14 protein-coding genes and 1 pseudogene are annotated in these 19,555 nt (G+C 65.6%); 2 read left to right on the plus strand and 13 right to left on the minus strand.

Annotated elements, in window-relative coordinates:
• Window positions 1–116: 116 nt before the first annotated feature.
• From mtnN to GFD25_RS05345, 8 genes and pseudogenes are all read right to left on the minus strand, one after another.
• Window positions 117–824 carry a 5'-methylthioadenosine/S-adenosylhomocysteine nucleosidase gene (mtnN, locus tag GFD25_RS05310; RefSeq protein WP_163230678.1) on the minus strand — a complete coding sequence of 236 codons (708 nt, stop codon included), beginning with the start codon at window positions 822–824 and terminating at the stop codon, window positions 117–119.
• A 15-nt stretch (window positions 825–839) separates the two neighbouring features.
• On the minus strand, window positions 840–2,066 hold the full coding sequence (locus GFD25_RS05315; protein WP_163230680.1) for a 3-deoxy-7-phosphoheptulonate synthase: 1,227 nt from the start codon (window positions 2,064–2,066) through the stop codon (window positions 840–842).
• A 381-nt stretch (window positions 2,067–2,447) separates the two neighbouring features.
• Entirely contained in the window at window positions 2,448–3,578 is a 1,131-nt protein-coding gene (locus tag GFD25_RS05320) for a 3-deoxy-7-phosphoheptulonate synthase (RefSeq protein WP_163230682.1), read from the minus strand.
• 417 nt (window positions 3,579–3,995) lie between these two features.
• On the minus strand, window positions 3,996–5,342 hold the full coding sequence (locus tag GFD25_RS05325; RefSeq protein ID WP_163230684.1) for a C1 family peptidase: 1,347 nt from the start codon (window positions 5,340–5,342) through the stop codon (window positions 3,996–3,998).
• A gap of 271 nt (window positions 5,343–5,613) precedes the next feature.
• Window positions 5,614–6,909, minus strand: a pseudogene (locus tag GFD25_RS05330) (cell division protein); the annotation flags it as partial.
• Between the two features lie 159 nt (window positions 6,910–7,068).
• Window positions 7,069–7,779 carry a pyroglutamyl-peptidase I gene (locus GFD25_RS05335; protein ID WP_163230688.1) on the minus strand — a complete coding sequence of 237 codons (711 nt, stop codon included), beginning with the start codon at window positions 7,777–7,779 and terminating at the stop codon, window positions 7,069–7,071.
• A gap of 31 nt (window positions 7,780–7,810) precedes the next feature.
• Window positions 7,811–8,710, minus strand: a complete 900-nt coding sequence (locus GFD25_RS05340) for an IspD/TarI family cytidylyltransferase (protein ID WP_163230690.1) — start codon at window positions 8,708–8,710, stop codon at window positions 7,811–7,813.
• 284 nt (window positions 8,711–8,994) lie between these two features.
• Complete coding sequence (locus tag GFD25_RS05345) at window positions 8,995–10,008, minus strand: purine nucleoside phosphorylase YfiH/LACC1 family protein (protein ID WP_163230692.1); 1,014 nt, start codon at window positions 10,006–10,008, stop codon at window positions 8,995–8,997.
• A 141-nt stretch (window positions 10,009–10,149) separates the two neighbouring features.
• Here GFD25_RS05345 and GFD25_RS05350 point away from each other — a divergent pair, with 141 nt between their 5' ends.
• A complete protein-coding gene (locus GFD25_RS05350; RefSeq protein WP_163230808.1) occupies window positions 10,150–11,760 on the plus strand; it encodes a peptidase U32 family protein in 1,611 nt (536 codons plus the stop codon).
• Window positions 11,761–12,040: 280 nt separating this feature from the next.
• Here the strand turns inward: GFD25_RS05350 and GFD25_RS05355 are convergent, their stop codons facing one another.
• Window positions 12,041–12,712: a LysE/ArgO family amino acid transporter gene (locus GFD25_RS05355; RefSeq protein WP_163230694.1), complete on the minus strand. Its 672-nt coding sequence runs from the start codon at window positions 12,710–12,712 to the stop codon at window positions 12,041–12,043.
• 240 nt (window positions 12,713–12,952) lie between these two features.
• Between GFD25_RS05355 and GFD25_RS05360 the strand changes: the two genes are divergently transcribed.
• Window positions 12,953–14,500 carry an aminotransferase-like domain-containing protein gene (locus GFD25_RS05360; RefSeq protein WP_163230696.1) on the plus strand — a complete coding sequence of 516 codons (1,548 nt, stop codon included), beginning with the start codon at window positions 12,953–12,955 and terminating at the stop codon, window positions 14,498–14,500.
• Here GFD25_RS05360 and GFD25_RS05365 read toward each other — a convergent pair whose 3' ends face one another.
• The 4 genes from GFD25_RS05365 to GFD25_RS05380 form a co-directional block, all read right to left on the minus strand.
• Window positions 14,501–15,361 (minus strand): aldo/keto reductase, encoded by an 861-nt coding sequence (locus GFD25_RS05365; RefSeq protein WP_163230698.1) that lies wholly within the window; start codon window positions 15,359–15,361, stop codon window positions 14,501–14,503.
• A gap of 108 nt (window positions 15,362–15,469) precedes the next feature.
• On the minus strand, window positions 15,470–17,734 hold the full coding sequence (locus GFD25_RS05370; protein ID WP_163230700.1) for a DUF2207 domain-containing protein: 2,265 nt from the start codon (window positions 17,732–17,734) through the stop codon (window positions 15,470–15,472).
• Window positions 17,734–18,303 carry a LemA family protein gene (locus GFD25_RS05375; RefSeq protein ID WP_163230702.1) on the minus strand — a complete coding sequence of 190 codons (570 nt, stop codon included), beginning with the start codon at window positions 18,301–18,303 and terminating at the stop codon, window positions 17,734–17,736. The genes GFD25_RS05370 and GFD25_RS05375 overlap by 1 nt, the downstream gene beginning before the upstream one ends.
• A 183-nt stretch (window positions 18,304–18,486) precedes the next feature.
• Window positions 18,487–19,446, minus strand: a complete 960-nt coding sequence (locus GFD25_RS05380; protein ID WP_239512416.1) for a LysR family transcriptional regulator — start codon at window positions 19,444–19,446, stop codon at window positions 18,487–18,489.
• Window positions 19,447–19,555 lie beyond the last annotated feature (109 nt).

The following is a 19,555-nucleotide window of genomic DNA, read 5'->3' on the forward strand; positions in this document are numbered from 1 at the left end:
CAACCCTTCCGCGCGAAACGAATGCTACGGTTCCAGCGTAGTGGGCGACATGCGTAGTTTGCACGCACGGCTACGTAAGTTCAACGGCTGTTCACGTTGGGGCGGCGGATTCCGACTTACAGCCGCTTGAGGATGTTGACGGCGAGCGCGGCGGCGGTGTTCGCGTATTCGGAGATGTCGAACTCCTTGAACACCTCGTAATCGGTGTCGGCGTTGTCGCTCAGGGCACGGATCACGAGCGCGGGCACGCCGTTGCGGGCGGCGACGTGCGCGACGGCCGCGCCTTCCATCTCGACCGCGTCGGCGCCGGTGTCGTGGATGGTCTTCGCGACCTGCTCGGGCGAGTCGACGAAATAGTTGCCGGACGCGATGATGCCGGTGATATGCGTGATGCCCATGTCGTTGAGGGCCGCGTCGGCGAGCGCGAGCAAGCGGTCGTCGGAGTGGAATTCCTCGACCGGGGTCTCCTCGGTGCCGGGCGTCCACTGGCCGACGAGACGCATGTCGGTGTCGAGGTAGCGCAGCGTGCCGCCGAGCACCACGTCGTTGATGTGCAGGTGGGTGTTGAGGTTGCCGGCGATGCCGGAGAAGATGACGGCGTCCGGCCGGTAGGCGTCGATGAGGCGCTGCGTGGTGGCGGCCGCGTTGACGAGGCCCATGCCGCCGACGGTTGCGGCGACGGCGATGGTCTTGCCGTCGGTGGTTTCGATGGTGCCGCGCGACACGTCGAGGCTGGCAGCGCGGTCGTGTTCGACGTTGTTCAGCGAGCCGGCGATGTGCGCGACTTCTTCGGTGAGTGCGCCGATGATGGCGATGGTGGTCATGTGGATTCCTTTCAGTCACTTCCAGCGGCGGGCGGAGACGGCGTCGGCGAGCTCGTGCAGCAGACGTTCCGTGTCCTCCCAGCTGATGCATTTGTCGGTGATCGACTTGCCGTAGACGAGCTGGTCGAGCGGCGCGGCGGGCTGATTGCCGCCTTCGATGAAGCTTTCCATCATCACGCCGGTGATTCCGGTCTCGCCGTCGGCGATGCGTCGCGCGATGTCGCGCACCACTTCGGCCTGGCGATGCTCGTCCTTGCCGGAGTTGCCGTGCGAGCAGTCGATGATCAGTCCGTGCGCGGCGGCCGACTCGGCCGGCATCATCGCGCGGATGTCGTCCATCGCGCGGGCGACGGACTCGGCGTCGTAATTCGGGCCGTGGATCGAGCCGCGCAGCACGACGTGGCAGTCCGGATTGCCGAGCGTTTCGACCGCGCACGCGCGGCCCATGTGGTCGATGCCGAAGAACGTGTGCTGCTGCGCGGACGCGTAGCAGCCGTTGACGGCGGCCTTGACCGAACCGTCGGTCGCGTTCTTGAAGCCGATCGGCATGGACATGCCGGACGCCAGCTGGCGGTGCACCTGCGATTCGGTGTTGCGCGCGCCGATCGCGCCCCAGCTCACCGCGTCCGCGATGAACTGCGGGCTGGTCGGCTCAAGGAATTCGGTCGCGGCGGCCAGCCCCTCGTCCAGCACGCCGAGCAGCGTCTTGCGGGCGAGCAATAGGCCCTTGCGGATGTTATGCGAACCGTCGATGTCCGGGTCGTTGATCAGGCCCTTCCAGCCGACCGTGGTGCGCGGCTTCTCGAAGTACACGCGCATGACGATGAGCAGTTCGCCCTCGACCTCCTTCATCACGCGCGCAAGCCGGTGCGCGTAGTCAAGCGCGGCGGCCGGGTCGTGCACGGAGCACGGGCCGACGATCACGAGCAGACGATCGTCCTGGCCGTACAGGCATGCGCGGATCTCGTCGCGCGAATAGGCGACGATCTCCTGCGCCTGCGGGGTCAGCGGCTGTTCGGCGAGTACCTGAGCGGGCGTGGGCAACGGTTCGAGTTCGACGATGCGACGGTTGATGATCCGGTCGACGCCGACCTGGTCCTCCCAACGTGGCACGTCGGTGGAAATGAGCGGGTTCTTGCCCTCGCGCATGGCCTGTCGGATGGCGCGCAACTCTTCAGGGGTGTTCAGCGGCTGCGGGCCGGCGTGGTACGCGGCGCCCCCCATGTTGTTCTGCTGCTGCATGATGCTCCTTGTAATTCCTTGATCTTCCCCAAGGATAAGGAATCACGGGAACAAATGAACGGCCTTCACCGCAGTCGGAGTACCGTGCATGACGGCGCTGATGCCAGTCAAGGCGTCCGAGGTGAGGCTTTCTTCAAACATTGAGGCAGATTCTCGACGGGAACAGGGTCTTTCTGCAAACCCTGAGGCAGCCGCGCCAGACGAGAGCACGCAAAACCCGTGAACACACCCCCTTAACCACACGCTCAGAGCCGGCTCCCAAGAGACGCTGCCTCAAAGTTCGAAGAAAGACCTCTGCACGCGGCGGGATCTGCCTCAAAGTCTGTGAAAAGGCCGCAATACGAATGAGCCGGTCAGGGTTGACCGGCTCATTCACGTTAATCAGGCGGCGCGACGCGTGGCGACCGCGTCGGCAAGCGTGTGCAGCAGCTGCTCGGTGCGATCCCACGGCACGCACGAGTCGGTAACCGACTGGCCGTACACGAGCTGGTCGAGCGGCGCGGGCTTCTGGTGGCCGGCCACGAGGAAGCTTTCCATCATCACGCCGAGAATGCCCTGCTCGCCGGCGGCGATACGAGAGGCGATGTTCTCGACGACTTCGGCCTCGACCTTCTCGTCCTTGCCGCAGTTGCCGTGCGCCGCGTCGATCACGAGACCGTGTTCGCTCGGACCGGACGCCTTGGACTTCTTGAGGTCGGCGAGCGCCTTCGCCACGGATTCCGCGTCGTAGTTCGGACCGGTGTTCGAGCCGCGCAGCACGAGATGGCAGTCCGGGTTGCCTTTGGTTTCGGCGGAGATGACCCGGCCGTCGAGGTTGATGGACAGGAAGTGGTGTTCGAACGCGGCCGCATAGCATGAGTCGGCGGCCGGCTTGATCGAACCGTCGGTGGCGTTCTTGAAGCCGACCGGCATCGACAGGCCTGACGCGAGCTCGCGGTGCACCTGCGATTCGGTGTTGCGCGCGCCGATCGCGCCCCAGCTGATCAGGTCACAGATGTACTGCGGGGTGATCGGGTCGAGCCATTCGGTAGCGGTCGGCAGGCCGAGGCCGAGCACGTCGGTGAGCACCTTGCGGGCGAGCCACATGCCCTTGCGGATGTCGAAGCGGCCGTTGAGATCGGGGTCGTTGATCAGGCCCTTCCAGCCGATCGTGGTGCGCGGCTTCTCGAAATACACGCGCATGACGATGAGCAGACGGTCATTGAGCTCGCGGTTGACCGCGGCGAGCTTGGTCGCGTACTCGTGCGCGGCCTTCGGATCGTGGATGGAGCACGGGCCGACAATGACGAGCAGACGGTCGTCGCGACCGTGGAGGATATCGCGGATCTGCTGGCGCGATTGCAGGACGAGATCGCTCATCTCGTCGGTGAGCGGCAGTTCCTTGAGGAAATAGCGCGGGGCCGGGATCGGGTCGAGCTGGCGGATGTTCACGTCCACCGTTTCGGGGAACACGGCGTTCGTGCTCAGACGACGCTCGTCCTCGGAACTGTCCGGACCGCGAAGTGCTGCCATTATGATGTTCTCCTCTGCTGCTGTGTCTCTTTGCGTACGACGATGCCGCGTGCTGCGATACCGAACACAGGATAGTCGAGGGGTGCGGGATTGGGTAATTCGAGACTGGAATGTGGATATGGGATGCCTATGGTCACAACGAAACGCCGCACGTATGCCCCGCAATATGCGTGTGGCGGTTTTTACTCGCTGAGTAGGTGCTCAGCGAGTAAAAACCGCCACACGGGATGACTCTGGGAGCCAAGCCTTGTTGGGCTTACGCAATTACGGACTCGCCTGCGGCGAGGCTGGTTTCTGCCCTCGGCATTCCGGACGGCTTGTCAGCCGTCCGCCAGGCCTACGAACAGTCCACTGGACTGTTCGTTACACGGCCTGTCGCCTCGGGCGCTCTTGCCTGATCGAGCCCGCTGGGCTCGATCAGGCAAGAGCGCCCATCGGATCCCAAGCCGGGAGCATGGTGGCCGGCTCTTCGAGGGCGGCCTGATACTCGGCGGGGAGCATCGCCTTCGGGACGGCGACCTCGTAGACGTACTCGGTGAACCAGTCGTCGCTCATGGTGAAGTAGCCCTTGTCGGCGATGTCCTTGCCCCACGAGTTCTCGACGCGCCAGCGACGGGTGGTCTTGCCGTCCTCGGCCACGTCCACGCCGACGAACGCCATCGCGTGGTTCATCGCGGAGTCGCAGTAGCGCACGCGGTCTTCCTTGTTCAGGTCGAAGTCGAAGTCGTACACCTTGTCGTACTCGAACAGGTCGGTCGCCCACGCGCCGTTGACGCGGTCCATGAACGGGCCGCAGTCGGCGCCGAACCACACCGGGATGCCCTGCTCTTCGAGGATCTGACGCACGCAGTCCTTCATGAACTGGTTCGGCACGTTCAGGTACTCGGTCGGGTCGCCGCCCGCCACGTTGCCGAGGTGCTCGATGCCGATCTTCTTGCCCTTGGCGTGCTCCTGGCGCGGATCGTCCACGAGGCACACGTAGCTTTCGAGATCGGCGGAGCCGACGTACTTCTTCCAGAACTCGACCGGCGTGAGCTCGCCGTCGCGGTGGAACTCGCCGTCCTTGTCGGTCCACTCCCAGTCGAAGGAGACCGGCGGCTCGCCGAGGTGAATGGTCAGGATGCGGTGGCCGGCGGCGGTCGCCTCGGACACGATCTCGGCGGTCTTCTCGGCATCGCCGGCGGCGGCGAACAGGCGCGCGACAGCGGTGTGCAGCATGTGACGCAGCTGCGTGTTCATCGGGCCGGTGTTCTTGGAGGACTCGGTCTCCGGGAACAGGTCCTTCGGCACGGCGCCGTACTTCTTGTACACGTTCATGGCCATCGTCCACTGGCCGCCGTCACCCATCACGTCGTCGAGCAGGTGCTTGATGAGGCGGGAGTCGTTCGGCTCGCCCGCGGCCACGAGGGCGGCCACGTCCTTGAGGAAGTAGTTGACGCGCTCGAGCTTGTCGTAGTACATCGCGTAGTTCTGCGAGAACTCGAACTCCTTCAAGTTCATGTTCTTCTTGGCGACGAAACGCGCGACGTTCAGCGAGCTGAACAGCCAGCAACGGCCGGAGCGGTCCTGGTGCGTGACCTCGCCGTTGTCGACGATCGTCGAGAAACGACGCTGCAGCAGGCGGGCGCGGTCGTAGTTGCGGGCGACCTTGTCGATGCCGGCCGCGGTCACGGCGTTCATGGCGAGACGGTTGGTGCCGTCGGCGTCGAATTCGTCACGCAGCTTGCCCAGCGCGTCGGCGCTCAGAGCGGTGATTTCGCTCATGCGATCTCCTTCGTATCGAAAACTTCAGGCTTGGGTATGCAAGCCCGCACATGCTACGGCACCCCGCTCCCCCGACGGCCGCATGGCGGTCATCGTCAGGGAACGGGGTGCCGTAGCGACAAACATGTCCAGTCTACTCGACCCGCGTTACCGTTCACGGCCGTGTTGCGATGCTCTCACACACGATCCGGGAACGAACGTCACTCGCCGGATGTCACTGCGCGTCGGACGGCTCCGCTGCGGGCTCGGCCGGCTGCTGGGCGGCACCGTCCGCGGCGTCGCCGGCGTTCTGCGCGTCATCGGCCGGGACGTCGGCGGCCGGAGCGGTCATGAAGTTGCCGAACGCGTTGGCGAACATCGCCTTGAGTTCGGTGACGCGCTGCGTGATCAGTGATTCGCGCTGCTGCAGTTCGGCGATGTGCGAGGTCAGACCGTCGATCTCGGCCTGCGCGGCCTGACGGCGGCTTTCGATCTGCGCGGCCGCGTCCGCGTCGGCCTTGTGCAGGATCTCGGCGGCCTGCGCCTGGGCCTCCTTGCGCTTGGTCGCCGAATACTCGTCGGCGTCCTCGCGCACGGTCTTGGCCTTGCCGATCAGCTCGTCGGCCTCCTTCTTGGCGGCGACGCGACGCTCCTCGAGATGCTCGAGCAGCTCGTTGACCTTCTTCGTGGCCTCGTCCTGCTGTGCGGCGATGTCGGTGCGGATCTGCTCGACCTCGGCGTTGACCTGGCTCATGGTCTTGGTGCGGTGCACCTCGGCCTCGTCGAGGATGCCCTGCGCCTTGGAATTGGCGGCATCGGTGATTTCGGCGGCCTTGCGCTGCGCGTCGGACTTCATCTTGGAGACCTGTTCGCGCACGTCGGCGAGCTTCTTGTTCGCCTCGGCGAGCGCGGCCTCGATCTGGTCGTTGTTCTCGCTCTTGAGGCGGGTGATCTCCTCGCTGGCGGCCTTGCGCTGCGCCGCGATCTGCGCGGTGGCGGCGGCCTTGAGCTCGCTCAGTTCACGCTCCTGCTTGGCCTTCTCGGCGGCCATGCGCTTGGTGTGCTCCTCACGGGCGTTGTTGATCTCCAGATCGGTGGCCTGACGCTGTTCGGACACGACCTTCGCGGTTTCGCCGCGCAGCTGGGCGGCCTCCTCCTGCGCCGCGGTGGTCGTGGTCTGCGCCTGGGTCCGTGCCTCGTGCAGGATGGACTTGGCCTTCGCGTTCGCGTCGTCGACGATGTGCTGCGCGTCGAGACGCGCGTTGTTGATCAGCGTTTCGGCCTGCGCCTGGGCCGCGTCCTTCGTGGACTTCGCGTCCTGCTTGGCACGCGACAGCAGTTCGGCGCTGGTCTGCTCGGCCGAGGCCAGCATCTGCTGGGCGTTCGCGCCGAGGGAGGCGAACGAGTTCTTCTGCGAGGACTTCTTGTTGCGCTCCTCCTGCAGCTGCGACTGCAGGGTCAGGATCTGACGGTCATACTGCTGGATCTGCTCACGCAGCGACACCAGCGTGTTCTGCGCCGTCTCGAACGCCTCGTCCACCTTCTCCTTGTCGTACCCCCGCAACACGATCGGGAAACGATCCACCATGCCAACGTCCTTTCACCATCTGTTCAGACACCCCTAGTCCCGAGCGGGACCATCCACGCCAGAACTTTAGCGCATCCGAGCCGAATACATGCTGGATAACCATCATTCTTACAGAAGCCACAATCTCTGTTCGAGAAACGACGCTTCCGGCCGGGCGAATCAGGCGATCAGGATGTCTCCGGACGACGGTTCGAGCCGGTAACGCGCCGTTTCGCGCACCACGTCTCCGCATGCCTCGATCAGGTGCTCCAACGGCACCCCGTGCCCCTGCGCGGCGCCCGTGGCACCGTCCGACGTCCCGTCCTCGGCGACGCGGGGCAGGCTGACGAATCCGCTGAGCACATGGTCCTGGCGCGCGGTCCAGTCGAGCAGCCGGTAGAACAGCGAGTTGCACACGAACGTGCCGGCGTCGGAACTGAGTGACGCGGGCACGCCGTCATGTGCGAAATCACGCAGGATCGACCGCAACGGCAGTCGCGTCCAGTACGCGGCCGGACCGTCCTCGCGGATCGGGCCGGTGGGCGGCGCCATGCCGTCGGCGTCGGGACGTCCGTCGCTGATCTGGTTCGTGGCACAGCGTTCGAGCATCACGCCGCGCGCCGTGTGCTTGAGTCCGGTGGCGATGACGATGTCCGGATGCACGGACTCCAATGCCTCGTGCAGCACGGCCCATGCGCGCGTGTAGCTGACCGGCAGGCTCACCGCGTGGACGGTGACGCCGAATCCGCCGTCCGCCTCGTCGAATGGCGGCTGCGAGACGTCGAACGCGACGCCGCGTTGCGCGAGCGCGCGCGGCACCTCGACGCACGGGTTGACGTCGACGCCGTCATAATGGTCGAATCCGGAAATCACCACGGTCAGCTGCTGCATGGTTCCCATCCTAACGGTTGCCGGCCGGCGGTTAGCGGCGCATGCCGCGCGCGGCCTCGGCGAAGATGGCGTGCATGCGGGCCTTGGCCTCCTCACGGGTCATCGTGCTGTGTTCGGACGGTCCGAACGACTCCACGGGATCGCCCGGACCGATCGCCATCCGCGCCGACGGCTCGCCGGTGCCGCCGCCGAGCCGGGCCGCCGCGATCCGTTCCGCGGTCGGAATGTCGGCGAGCGTCGTGATCTTCAGGTTCGTTTCGCTGCCGTCGACCACGGCGACCGCCGCGTCGGGCAGATAGTCAACGACGACGCGCGTGTCGTCGGTCGGATGGAACGACGGATCGGCCGACGCGAGTTCGTACGCGTGCCGGATCGTGTCGAACCGGAATGCCTGCGGCGTCTGCGCGCGGAACGTGTGCGGACGGTCGGGCACCTGACGCACGACCTTGCGTCCGTCACGGAATTCGGTGAGCAATACGGTGTCGGTGCTGGCGAAGGCGACGGTGGCGGCGTCGAGTTCGTCGAGCGCGTCGATGCAGCCGTCGATCGAACGCTGCTCGACGAACGGACGGACCGCGTCGTGGATGAGGATCTTCGCATCGGCCGGGATGCCGGCGTCGGCGAGCGCCCCGAGCGCGGCCGCCGTGCTGTCGACGCGTTCCGCGCCGCCGTTGATGATCATGCGCACCTTCGGATAGCCGGCCTGCTCGATGAGTTCCTCGACGGTGGCGCGCACGGTCGGGTTGACCACGACGATGATGTCGGTGACGCGCGGGTTCTCCTCGAACGCCTCGATGCTCCAGCACACGATCGGCTTGCCGCCGACCGAGACGAGCTGCTTGGGGTTGTTCGGGTCGAAACGGGTGCCGAACCCGGCCGCCAGCACGACCGCCACGACGGGCACGTTGGTTGCTCTCTTGCTCTGACTCATAGGCACCACCGTAATTCGTGCAGGGACAAATGTGACATGCACCACACCGCTTCTGCACGGAATATGCGCGGTTACCCCATTGTCCGCTCCCCCTTGTCAGGGGAAGCCGTCCAGTGCTTCAAACCAACTTCTCGCTCCCTCTCCAGGGGAGCCGCTTCTCGCATGTGCGCTCGTTCCGTAATCACTTCTTGCTCCCCCTTGTCAGGGAGAGCTGTCGGCGAAGCCGACTGAGAGGGCGCCGAAGCCACCACGTCAGATCAGCATGACATCCCCACCACACGCCTCTACTGCATCATGATCAACGCAAGCAGGCGTCCCTCGCGCTGCTTGCCGGCGAGGACCGCACGGCGATGCGAGTACCACAGCGGGTTTTCGAGCGTGCACATGCTGTGGCTCACGTTCGCGATGCGCTCGTCGAGATCGACCGGACCTTCGCCGTCGGTCCTACACAGCGCGGCGAGCTCCTCGTCGGCTTCGAGGTATTGCGTGGCGGCGTGGACGCGCGGCATGGAGTCGACGACCTGGTTCACGCCGGCGAACGCGAGGTCGATCATCGCGGCCTCGGCGATGTCGATGCCCGCGCCGCCGAAGCGCGTGACCGTCTTGGTGAGCGGGAACCGGTTCTGGAATTCGTCGGCGACCTCGTTGCCGACCTCGTAGCAGTCGCCGCAGATGCGCGGTCCCAACGTGGCGACGATGCGGCCGCGCTCGGCCCCCTTGGCGACCATGAGATCGACGGTTTCGCCGATCACGCCCTTGACGAGTCCTCGGCGGCCGCAATGAGCCGCGCCGATCACGCCGGCGACCGGGTCGGCGAACAGGACCGGCAGGCAGTCGGCGGCGAACATGCCGAGCGCGACGCCCTTGCGGCTGGTCACCTGGCCGTCCGCCTCGACCACGACCGGATCGGCGCCGTCCGTAACGCTCTGGCCGGGCGTACCGGACACGTCGAATCCGAACGGCGTATTGAGATGCCACGATTCGTCCACGTCGACCGCCGTCGCCGAATGCACCTGGCTGACCAGTGACAGGCCGCAGCCGAGCTGCTTGGCGAGCGCCACACGGTTCGCTTCGATGGCGGCCGGAGCGTCGCCGGATTTGCCGCCGAGATTGCAGTCGCCGAAGTCACCGGCGCTCACGCCGCCGAGGCGCGTCGTGTACACGACCGTCACGCCGGGGGCGAGCGCGATCGGGATCGTCACCGGGATCGGGTTGCCGGCTTCGTCGGTCGGGCTGATCGCGTTGCTGTCGAGAATGCCGTCGTCATACTGCGGTTCGTTGTTCGTCTCGTTGCTCATGGCTCCCATCCTAGCGGGGCGGCGGGGCCATTGCCCGCGCGGCGAAATGCCGTACCGGTTCCCGTCTACACTGATCTGGTGCTTATTGACGAATCGACTGCTTCCCTGACCTCTGACACCGGCGGCTCCGGCGCGCTTCGGCTGCCGCGCCGCCGCAAGCCCGAAGTGCTCGCGCCCGCCGGCAACCTGCGCGGGCTGAAGACCGCGGTGGACTTCGGCGCGGACGCCGTCTACTGCGGCGGCAAGGCGTTCGGCATGCGATCCGCCCCGAAGAACCTGAGCCTTGCGGACTTCGAGGAGGGCGCCCGCTACGCCCACGATCGCGGCGCCCGCGTGTACGTGACGCTCAACGTGCTGCCGCGCAACGCCGAGGTCGAGGCGATGCGCGAATACATCGGCCAGCTCAAGGACACCGGCATCGACGCGATGATCGTCACCGACATCGGCGTGATGATGATGGCGCATCAGATCGCCCCCTGCGTGGAGCTGCACGTCTCCACGCAGGCCGGCGTGACCAATTACGGCGCGGCGCAGGCGCTGTACGAGTTCGGCGCGCGCCGCGTCGTGCTCGCCCGCGAGATGGACCTGCAGGCCGTGCGCGACATCCGCGCGCGCATCCCCGACGACATGGACATCGAATGCTTCGTGCACGGCGCGATGTGCATGGCGTTCTCCGGCCGATGCCTGTTCTCCAACTACCTGACCGGCCGCGACGGCAATCACGGCGAATGCGCGCAGCCGTGCCGTTGGAAGTATTCGATCGTCGAGGAGAAACGCCCCGGCCAGTACTTCCCGATCGAGCAGACCTCGGAGGGCGCGTACCTGTTCAATTCGCAGGACATGTGCATGCTCGACCACATCGACGACCTCATCGACTCGGGCGCGACGAGCCTGAAGATCGAAGGGCGATCGAAGTCGGCGTATTACATCGCGGCGATGACGAACGCGTACAAGATCGCGGTGAACGAATACATGGTGCAGCGCGGGTTCGAGGACGCGTCCGGGGCGGTGCTCAAGCCGTTCCGCGACCGCGTGATCCGCGAGGGCGATCCCGATTACGCCGAGTCGATCGAAGCCGCGCCGGATGCGATCGAACGCGACGCCGACAAGGCGTTCGCCGGCATGCCCGGCGGCGACATGGGACTCGAGTTCGGAGGCAACGATCCGGCCGGATCCGCGCCCGCGTCCGACACCGAGGATGCCGCGGCCCGCTCCGCCGGCGGCGCCAGGCTCGACGACCTGAGCTATCGTGCCCGCAGCGCCCGCCGCAAGTCGAACACGGCCGAGGAGGTGCTGCCCGAGGGCTGGCACCATGCGAAGGTTCGCCCGGCGGAGCCGGTCACGCTGCCCGATTGGCTGCTCGACGAACCCGACAAGGTCGCGCACCGCGACTATTCGACCGGCTTCTATTATCCGGAGCACAAGGTCACGCAGAACACCGACCGTTCCGCGTATTTCCGCGCGTGGATGGTCGTGGGCGAAGTGCTTGACTGGACGCCGGACGAGGGCGGTCGCGTGACGCTGATGAGCCGCAACAAGATCGTGGCCGGTCAGGAGATCGAATTCCTGCTGCCCGGCGAACGCCCGTTCGCCTACACCGTGCCGGCCGGCGGGTTCCGCGACGCGGACGGTCACTGGGTCGAGGCGATCAACAATCCGGCCCATGTGTTCTCGATGCCGTGTCCGCACCCGGTGCCGCACAACGCCGCGATCCGCTCGCGCACGAAGAAACCGACGCTCAAGGCGGAGTAACAGACGCCGATAACGGCTTTCCCGGAACTTTGAGGCAGTTTCACCAAAATGCAGGGGTCTTTCTCAAAACTTTGAGGCAGGCGTCTCTCTCGACCGCCCACAGCACCCACCTTATGACGCCAAAACGTCACAAAGGTCAGGAACGTCTGAGACGTGTTGCGGAAGGGACTGCCTCAAAGTTTTGAGAAAGACCCCTGCAACAGGCCCTGACCTACCTCAAGGTTCCGAGAAAGCCGCTTGTTTTACCGTTTCGACGCAATCCGAAAGCGCAGGGACAGCGTCACAGCACAGCGAGCACGAAATCGGCGAGGAGCTTGACGCCGTAGAGGGTGATGACGCCGCCGCACACGCGGTTGAGCACGGCGATGATCTTCGGGCTGAACCGGTGCGCGAACGCGTTGATGACCAGAGTAAGGGTCAGGAACCACAGCACGGACGCGGTTTCCACGCCGGTGATGAACGGGGTGGACTGTTGCGCGCTGAGGGTGGCGCTGAACGCGCCGAGCATCAGCGTGCCGTCGATGAGGGCCTGCGGGTTGAGCCAGGTGACCGCGCAGGCGGTGCCGATCGTGTCGAGCAGGCCGCGCATGCCGAGATGTTTGATCGGAACGACGGTATTTTCGCGGACGTCGGTCACGGCATCCGCCGCGCCCGACGTGGCCACGGCCGCCGTTTTCTTCGGGAACACCAGTCCCCAACCGATCTTCACGACGACCAGTCCGCCGACGCCGAGCACGACGGTCTGCAGCGCCGGATGCGCCTGCATGAGCGCGCCGACCCCGAAGAAGCACGACAGCGACAGCGCCATGTCGAAGCAGATGACGATCAGCGCGGTGATGAGCGCGTTGCGGCGCGTGCGGGTGAGCGCCGAGTTGATGACGAACAGGTTCTGCATGCCGATCGGCGCGATGTACGCCAGGCCCATCGTCAGTCCCTGCAGATAAAACCCCATGCCCGTCTCCTTATCGTTCGCACGTGTAGCAATGCATCGCGCCCGCTCAGCCAATCCAGTTTGGCTGGTTCATATCAACCCAACCAAATCAACCAAACCGGCCCGGCAAAACCGCTTGTTTCATAGCAGCCATCCTGTATTCTACGAACGCGAGTACAATCGGCAACCAGCCAAATATCCATCGCACATCCCAACCAAACCAAACAAAACCACAATCCGCCTCGCAGAATCGAGCCGCTCATGCCACGCCCCGCCCTGCTCGTCATCGACTGGGAACCCGACCGCACCGCGCCTGAACCCGTCACCGAGCAGATCGTGGACTACATGTGCCGGCAGATCTCGTCGGGCTCATGGCCGATCGGATCACGACTGCCGTCCCAGCGCGCGATGGCGGACGCGTTCCAGGTCAACCGTTCCACGGTGATCGCCGCAATCAACGAACTGGCCGACTACGGCATCGTCGAGGGCCTGCACGGCGCGGGCACGCGCATCGTGAGCAACACCTGGTCGCTGATGCTGCCGGGCGCTCCCGACTGGGCCGATTACGTTTCGTCCGGCTTCTTCAAGGCGAACAACGCGACGATCCAAACCATCAACCGCATGGAGTTTGAACGCGGCGTCACGCGGCTCGGCACGGGCGAGCTCGATCCGCGCCTGTTCCCGCGCGACATGTGGCGTCGCGTGGCCGGCGAGGCCGCGAACGAGATCGATGCGCTCGGATACCCGGATCCCGAGGGCATGCCGGTGCTGCGCGAGGCGATCGTCGCGCACATGCGCGCGACCGGCATCGACTGCGAGCCGGAGCAGATTCTGGTCACGTCGGGCGCATTGCAGGCGTTGCAGATGATTTCGGTGAGCCTGCTGTCGGCCGGATCGACGGTGATCGCGGAGGCGCCAAGCTATATCAAGTCGCTGCAGGTGTTCCAGTCGGCGGGAATGCGGCTGGCCGGCGTGCCGATGGACGGCGACGGCCTGGATGTCGCCGCGCTGCGGACTCTGGTGGACGGGCGCGACGCCAGGCGGGGCGCGGTGCTGTATACGATCCCGACGAATCACAATCCGACCGGCATCACGATGAGCGAGGCGCGACGCCGCGAGCTGATCGACTGCTGCGAGGCGGACCGGTTGCCGATCATCGAGGACGGAGCGTACCAGGACCTGTATTTCGGCGACGGCGATACGACGAGGAACGTTACGGACACGGCGACGAGAACGTCGGGAAGCACGGACACGGCACCCGGCGCCACGCGCACGCCCACACCGCTCAAGTCGTTGGACAGGACCGGCATGGTGATCACGCTCGGCAGCGCTTCGAAGTCGCTCGCACCGGGATTGCGTATCGGCTGGATCGTGGCCGACCGGCGCATCGTGCACCGGCTGGCCGACGTGAAGATGCAGATGGATTACGGCGCCAGCGTGCTCAGCCAGTGGGTGTTCGCCCGGTTCCTGTCGAGCGGCCTGTACGACGAATATCTGACGGGCCTGAAGCGCGAGTTGCGACGGCGGCGCGACGCGGCGCTTGACACGTTGGACCGTCTGTTCGGCGGGATGGCGCATTGGACGACGCCGCAGGGAGGGTTTTACATCTGGCTGACGTTCGACCGACCGGTCAGGATCGGCCGGCTGTTCCAGCTCGCCCTGGATCGGGGCGTACTGCTGAACCCGGGCGACATCTACGATTTCGAGGGCGACAATTCGCTGCGTCTGAGCTACTCGTACACCACGCCCGAGGAGTTCGCGCGGGCGGCGGCGGTATTGGCCGCCGCGGCGCGCGAGCTGGGTGCGTGATCAGCCGAGCTTGGCGAAGTCCTCGTCGTCGAGGACGAGCTCGCCGGCCTTGAGGGAATCGAGGATGGTTTCGGGGCGGTGCGCGCCGGGGATCACGAACATGTGGTCGCCCTTGGCGAGCTCCCACGCGAGCACGACCTGCTGATAGCTGACGCCGTGCTTGGCCGCGACCTCGCGGAACGGGTCGAACTTGGATTCGTCGTACGGGTGACGGTAGCCGCCGAGCGGGCTCCAGCACACGAACGCGAGGCCGAGCTTGGCGCAGTAGTCCAGCGTGTCCTGCGTGTCGAGGTGAATCGGTGAGTACTGGTTCTGCACGGCGATGAGCTTGTCGCCGAGGATGCCGCGCGCGATGTCAAGCTGTTCGATGGTCACGTTGGACACGCCCGCGTACTGGGCCACGCCCTCGTCGACGAGCTGCTTCAACGCTTCGATGGACTCGTTGTACGGCACTTCCGGATCATGGCGGTGCATGTACAGCAGGTCGATCGTGTCGACGCCGAGCGCCATCGCGGACTCCTTGCCGTAACGCAGCAGGTGTTCCGGCTTGCCGTCGCGCGGCCAGACCGGCTTGTCGCCATCCCATGCGCGGCGCAGGCCGATCTTCGTGGCGACGAGCACTTCCTCACGCGGCCCCTTCCACGTGTCGAGCGCCTCGCGGACCAGCTTTTCGCCGGTCTGCTCCTCCTCGCCGGGCGTGTAGTAGGCCCACGCGGTGTCGATGTGGCGGCAGCCCGCGTCGAGCGAGGCGTGCAGCGTTTCGATGCCGACGTCGTGGCCGCGGTTGTTTTCGATGGTCAGCGGCATTTCGCCGTGACCGATGGCGGTCGTGTCGAACGGACCGAGATTGCGGTGCAGCATAACGGTTCTCCTTTGATATAGATGCCGTAGGGTTCCGCTTCCCAGCGTAGGGACGCGGCTGGATTTGAACGGCATCGTGCGGAACGCGACGCCGGACGAAAGACGAAACTAACGGCCGCCGAAGGAACCACCGCCGGAACCACCGCCGGAACCACCGAACCCGCCGCCGGAGAAGGAACCGCCCGAGCCGCCGGACGACGAGGAAGGCGCCGCGGCCTGAATGGTGGAGCGGATGTCCGCGAATCCGGCGTCGAGTTGCGCCCCGATGTCACCGACGTTCGCGCTGAACGACGACGGGTCGAACCCACCGCCCGAGAACGGCCCGGAAGTCCCGGCGCCGGTCCCGTACACGTCATGCCGCCAGCCGTACGGACGGTAATGCCAATACAGCATCGAATCGGACGCGTTCGCATCCAGCCACGACGGATCCGTCACCTGCGGATACGCTTTCGCCAGCTCGCGCAGCACACGCTCGGAAATGCCGAACGCGGCGGCGTACACGAGATAGCGGTCCCACAGCACCAGATCAGCCGCGCCGCGGTCGGAGAAGTTCGAGAAATCAACCAGATAGCGGTACAGGCCGTTCACCTGTCCGGCTATCCGCTGCCCGGCGGTCGTCAATGCGATGTGTTTCGCGCAGATCAGCGCGAACAGGCTGAAGAACATGATCGGCGCGGCCACGCACAGCAGAAGCGCCGCATTGCCCCAGGCTCCGAAAAGCGCCGTGGAGCAGATCGCGATGGCCATGCCGAAGCCGCCGCTCACGCTCGCACCGATGCCGCACGTGCGGGTAGCGCCGAGCATTGAGAACTCGTTCGAGCATGCCGTCTCGTACGCTTCGAGCGCCTGATATCCCGTCTTCCACCCCGCGCACACGGATTTCATGCGTTCGAGGTCGAATACCGGACCGCCGACGCGTTTGGAGATCTTCTCGAACAGCCGCAGCGTCGCGTCTTCCGATTGGCTGAGCCGCAGCGCCGCGCGCGCCTGCCGGTCGAAACACGCCGGCAGCAGCACGAGCGTGCTGGTGCTCGAGGCCACGCCGAGATCGTTCGCGTTCGAACCGATCATCGCGGCCATGTCCGCGTTGTTCGCCGCGCTCAGATCGATGCCGCGATAGATCGACATCGGCCCGGGATAGATCGCGATCGCCTTCTTCGAGGCGAGCGAGAGCACGTTGGACGTCATCTGCCGCGAGCTGATCGAACCATGCGCTTCGAGTCCGAGCACGTCGGCCATGCGCGCCGCCGACGACGGGCTGACGTCCGGCGGTTCACGCCAGTATTCGATGTCGCCGCGATAGCACGCCCCACGATGGCTGAGCAGCGCGGAAATGACCGCGATCACGCACAGCAGCAGCCCGACGACCGCGAATCCAAGTCCTATAACCAGCCGGTTGCGCGCGTAGATCCGCTGCTGATCGCGCCATGAGGTCTCCTGCCGCGTCTCATCGGCCTTCAGCCAATCGAGATAATCGCCGTCGCCTCGTCGAATCCAGTTGCCGGACCGGCTGCCGACGTTATCGTTGCCCTTCCACCACGCCGGCTCCTTGACCACGTCCGCGTCGTAGGCGGCCACCACGTCGAGGTACTCCCCCGCGCGCACGTCGTACGCGGTGAACTTGAGCGACCCGCCGTCGCCGCGCGAGGTTTCGGACGTGCCCGTGTAGTGCAGCCACGCCCACGAATCGTCGGCCGTGATGCCGTCCGGGAAGCGCACGGTACCGGTGACCTTGCCGATCGGCGTCTGGTTCGACGCGCCGAACGGCTCCCATTTGAACGTGGCGACGTCATCGTACAGCGTGGTCATGCCGACGAGCGTGAACGTCACGTCGAATTTGAGGCTGTCCGCCTTGGTGGTGACGGGAATGTTCCAGCCGATCTCGATGGTCTTGTATCCGCCGTTCCCGCCGCCGATCGGATATCCGTCCGTGATCGGCTCGTACGGTTTCATCGAGACGCCGGTGGCGTCGGCGATGTACCAATGACCCGCCCAGTCGCTGTTCCATTCGCGTTCGCTGACGCCATCCGGCAGATGCGGCTTGGTCTGCGTGTAGTCCTGGCCGTCGGTCACGTTGCGCACGCTGATGTCGGTGATGTCCGACAGGTTCGTGGTGTTGATTTCGTACCGCTGGTAGAGCTGTTTCCACGGGCGTACGTTGTCGTCGTCATCGGTACGTTTCCGCAGCCGCATGTCGATGTGCTGCGTGACCTTGAGACTGCCGTCCGACTGCACGGCGACGTCGTAGTCGAGCGTGCGGTAGCTCAGATCGGCGCCCCCGTCGGTCAGCGCCGCGATGAACAGGCCGCCGAACACCAGCACGACGACGAGCGCCGCGATGACCGCGGATCTGGTGACGCGTTTGACGTCCATCAGAACCTGACCTGCGGCACCTGGCGCGACGTCTCGTCAACCTGGAAGTACTGCGCCTGCTCGAAGTTGAACAGTCCGGCGACGATGTTGGTCGGCACGGTTTCGGTGGCCGTGTTGTACTTGAGGACGATGTCGTTGTAGAACTGGCGCGCGTAGGCGATCTTCGATTCGAGCGCCTTGAGCTGGGCCTGCAGGTCCATGAAGTTCTGGTTGGCCTGCAGCTGCGGGTAGGCTTCGGCCGTGGCCTGCAGGTTGACGAGCGCGCGAGACAGCGCGTTTTCGGCCGTCATGCGCTGCGCCACGTCGCCGTTGGCGGCAGCGGCGACCACGCCGGCACGCGCCTGCGTGACCTGCGTGAGCACGGTCGATTCGTGTCCGGCGTAGCCCTTGACCGTCTCCACGAGGTTCGGGATCAGGTCTGCGCGCTGCTTGAGCTGCACGTCGATCTGCGCCCAGCCGTTCTTGACGCGGTTGCGCAGCGTGACGAGGTTGTTGTACATGCCGACGCCCCACAGCGCCAGCGCCACGAGAATGACGAGAATGACGAGAACAGTGATGACGAATGGCATGTTCCCCCTGCTCCTTCGCTCCGTTCCGGCGCCGATCATGCGGCATGTGTACCGGCGTATATTGTCCGCGTCCATTCTCTCAGATTTCACGTGAAACCGATAGGCGATTATCGGCAAATCGTCCGTTCGGCGTTTCTCGCCCAAATCGCGGGCCACTGCCGCACGTCATCACCGACCGCCCCGTCACCGCGCGCCGTCGTCGCCCTCGCCGTCGCGACCGCCGGCATCGATCACCTCGCGCAGGCATTCGAGGAACGCCTGCGCGGCCCGGGTGAGCGGCTGCCCGCGTTTCCATGCCAGGCTGCACCGCAGCGACGTCGGCGGATCGAGGGGACGGAAGCACAGGCCGCTGCCGGGCGACGTGTCCACCAGCCCCGCGAGCGTGACCGCGCAACCATAGCCGGCGCGCACGAACAGGCTGGCGTTGTAGATCAGGTTCGACGTGCCGACGACCATGCGCGATTGGGCGACTGGCGTCATCCAACCGCTCAGCTCCCCGCGCACGATGCTGCCGCTCGACACGATGAGCGGCACGTTCCTCAGATCCGCCCTGGTGATGCGTTCCTTCGCGGCCAGCGGATGGTCCTCCCGCATGAGCAGTCCGCAGGGATCCTCGCCGGGCAGGTCGATGTGCTCGTACCGGCTCATGTCGACGGATTGGATGAGCACGGCGAAGTCGGCCAACCCGTTCTCCAGCCGTTCGATGGCGGTCGGCCCGTTCTCGTCATCGAGATGGAACCGTATGCCCGGGTGCGCCCGGCGCGTGGCGACCGCAGCCTCGGCCACCGTGCCCATCGACCGGACCTGCGCGGCGGCGATATGGATGTCGCCGGCGACGACGTCCGTCCGCAGTTCGGATTCCAGCCGGTCGGCGAGCGCGACGATCTCCTGCGCGCGCCGGTACAGCAGTTTGCCGGCGTCCGTCAGTTCCAGCCGCTGGCCGCGAGCGCGCCGGATCAGCAGCGTGGCTCCCACCTCGCGTTCCAGCGCGCCGATCTGGCGTGACAGCGTCGGCTGGTTCATGCGCAGCACGTCGGCCGCGGCGCCGATGCCGCCTTCCTGCACGACCACCGTGAAATGGCGCAGCGCCTGCGTGTCCATGGTCGCCTCCCTGCGGTGCCGGTATGCATAGGTTTCTTTCATACAGATTATGCACTGAAAACGACAGGTTGTCGGACCACGATCCGTTCGGAGGCACCGCGGATCACGGTCGTCATCGACCGCAAACCGCCGCGTTGCAACGGTCTACGGG

Source organism: Bifidobacterium aerophilum, from assembly GCF_010667685.1.
Lineage (GTDB): Bacteria > Actinomycetota > Actinomycetes > Actinomycetales > Bifidobacteriaceae > Bifidobacterium > Bifidobacterium aerophilum.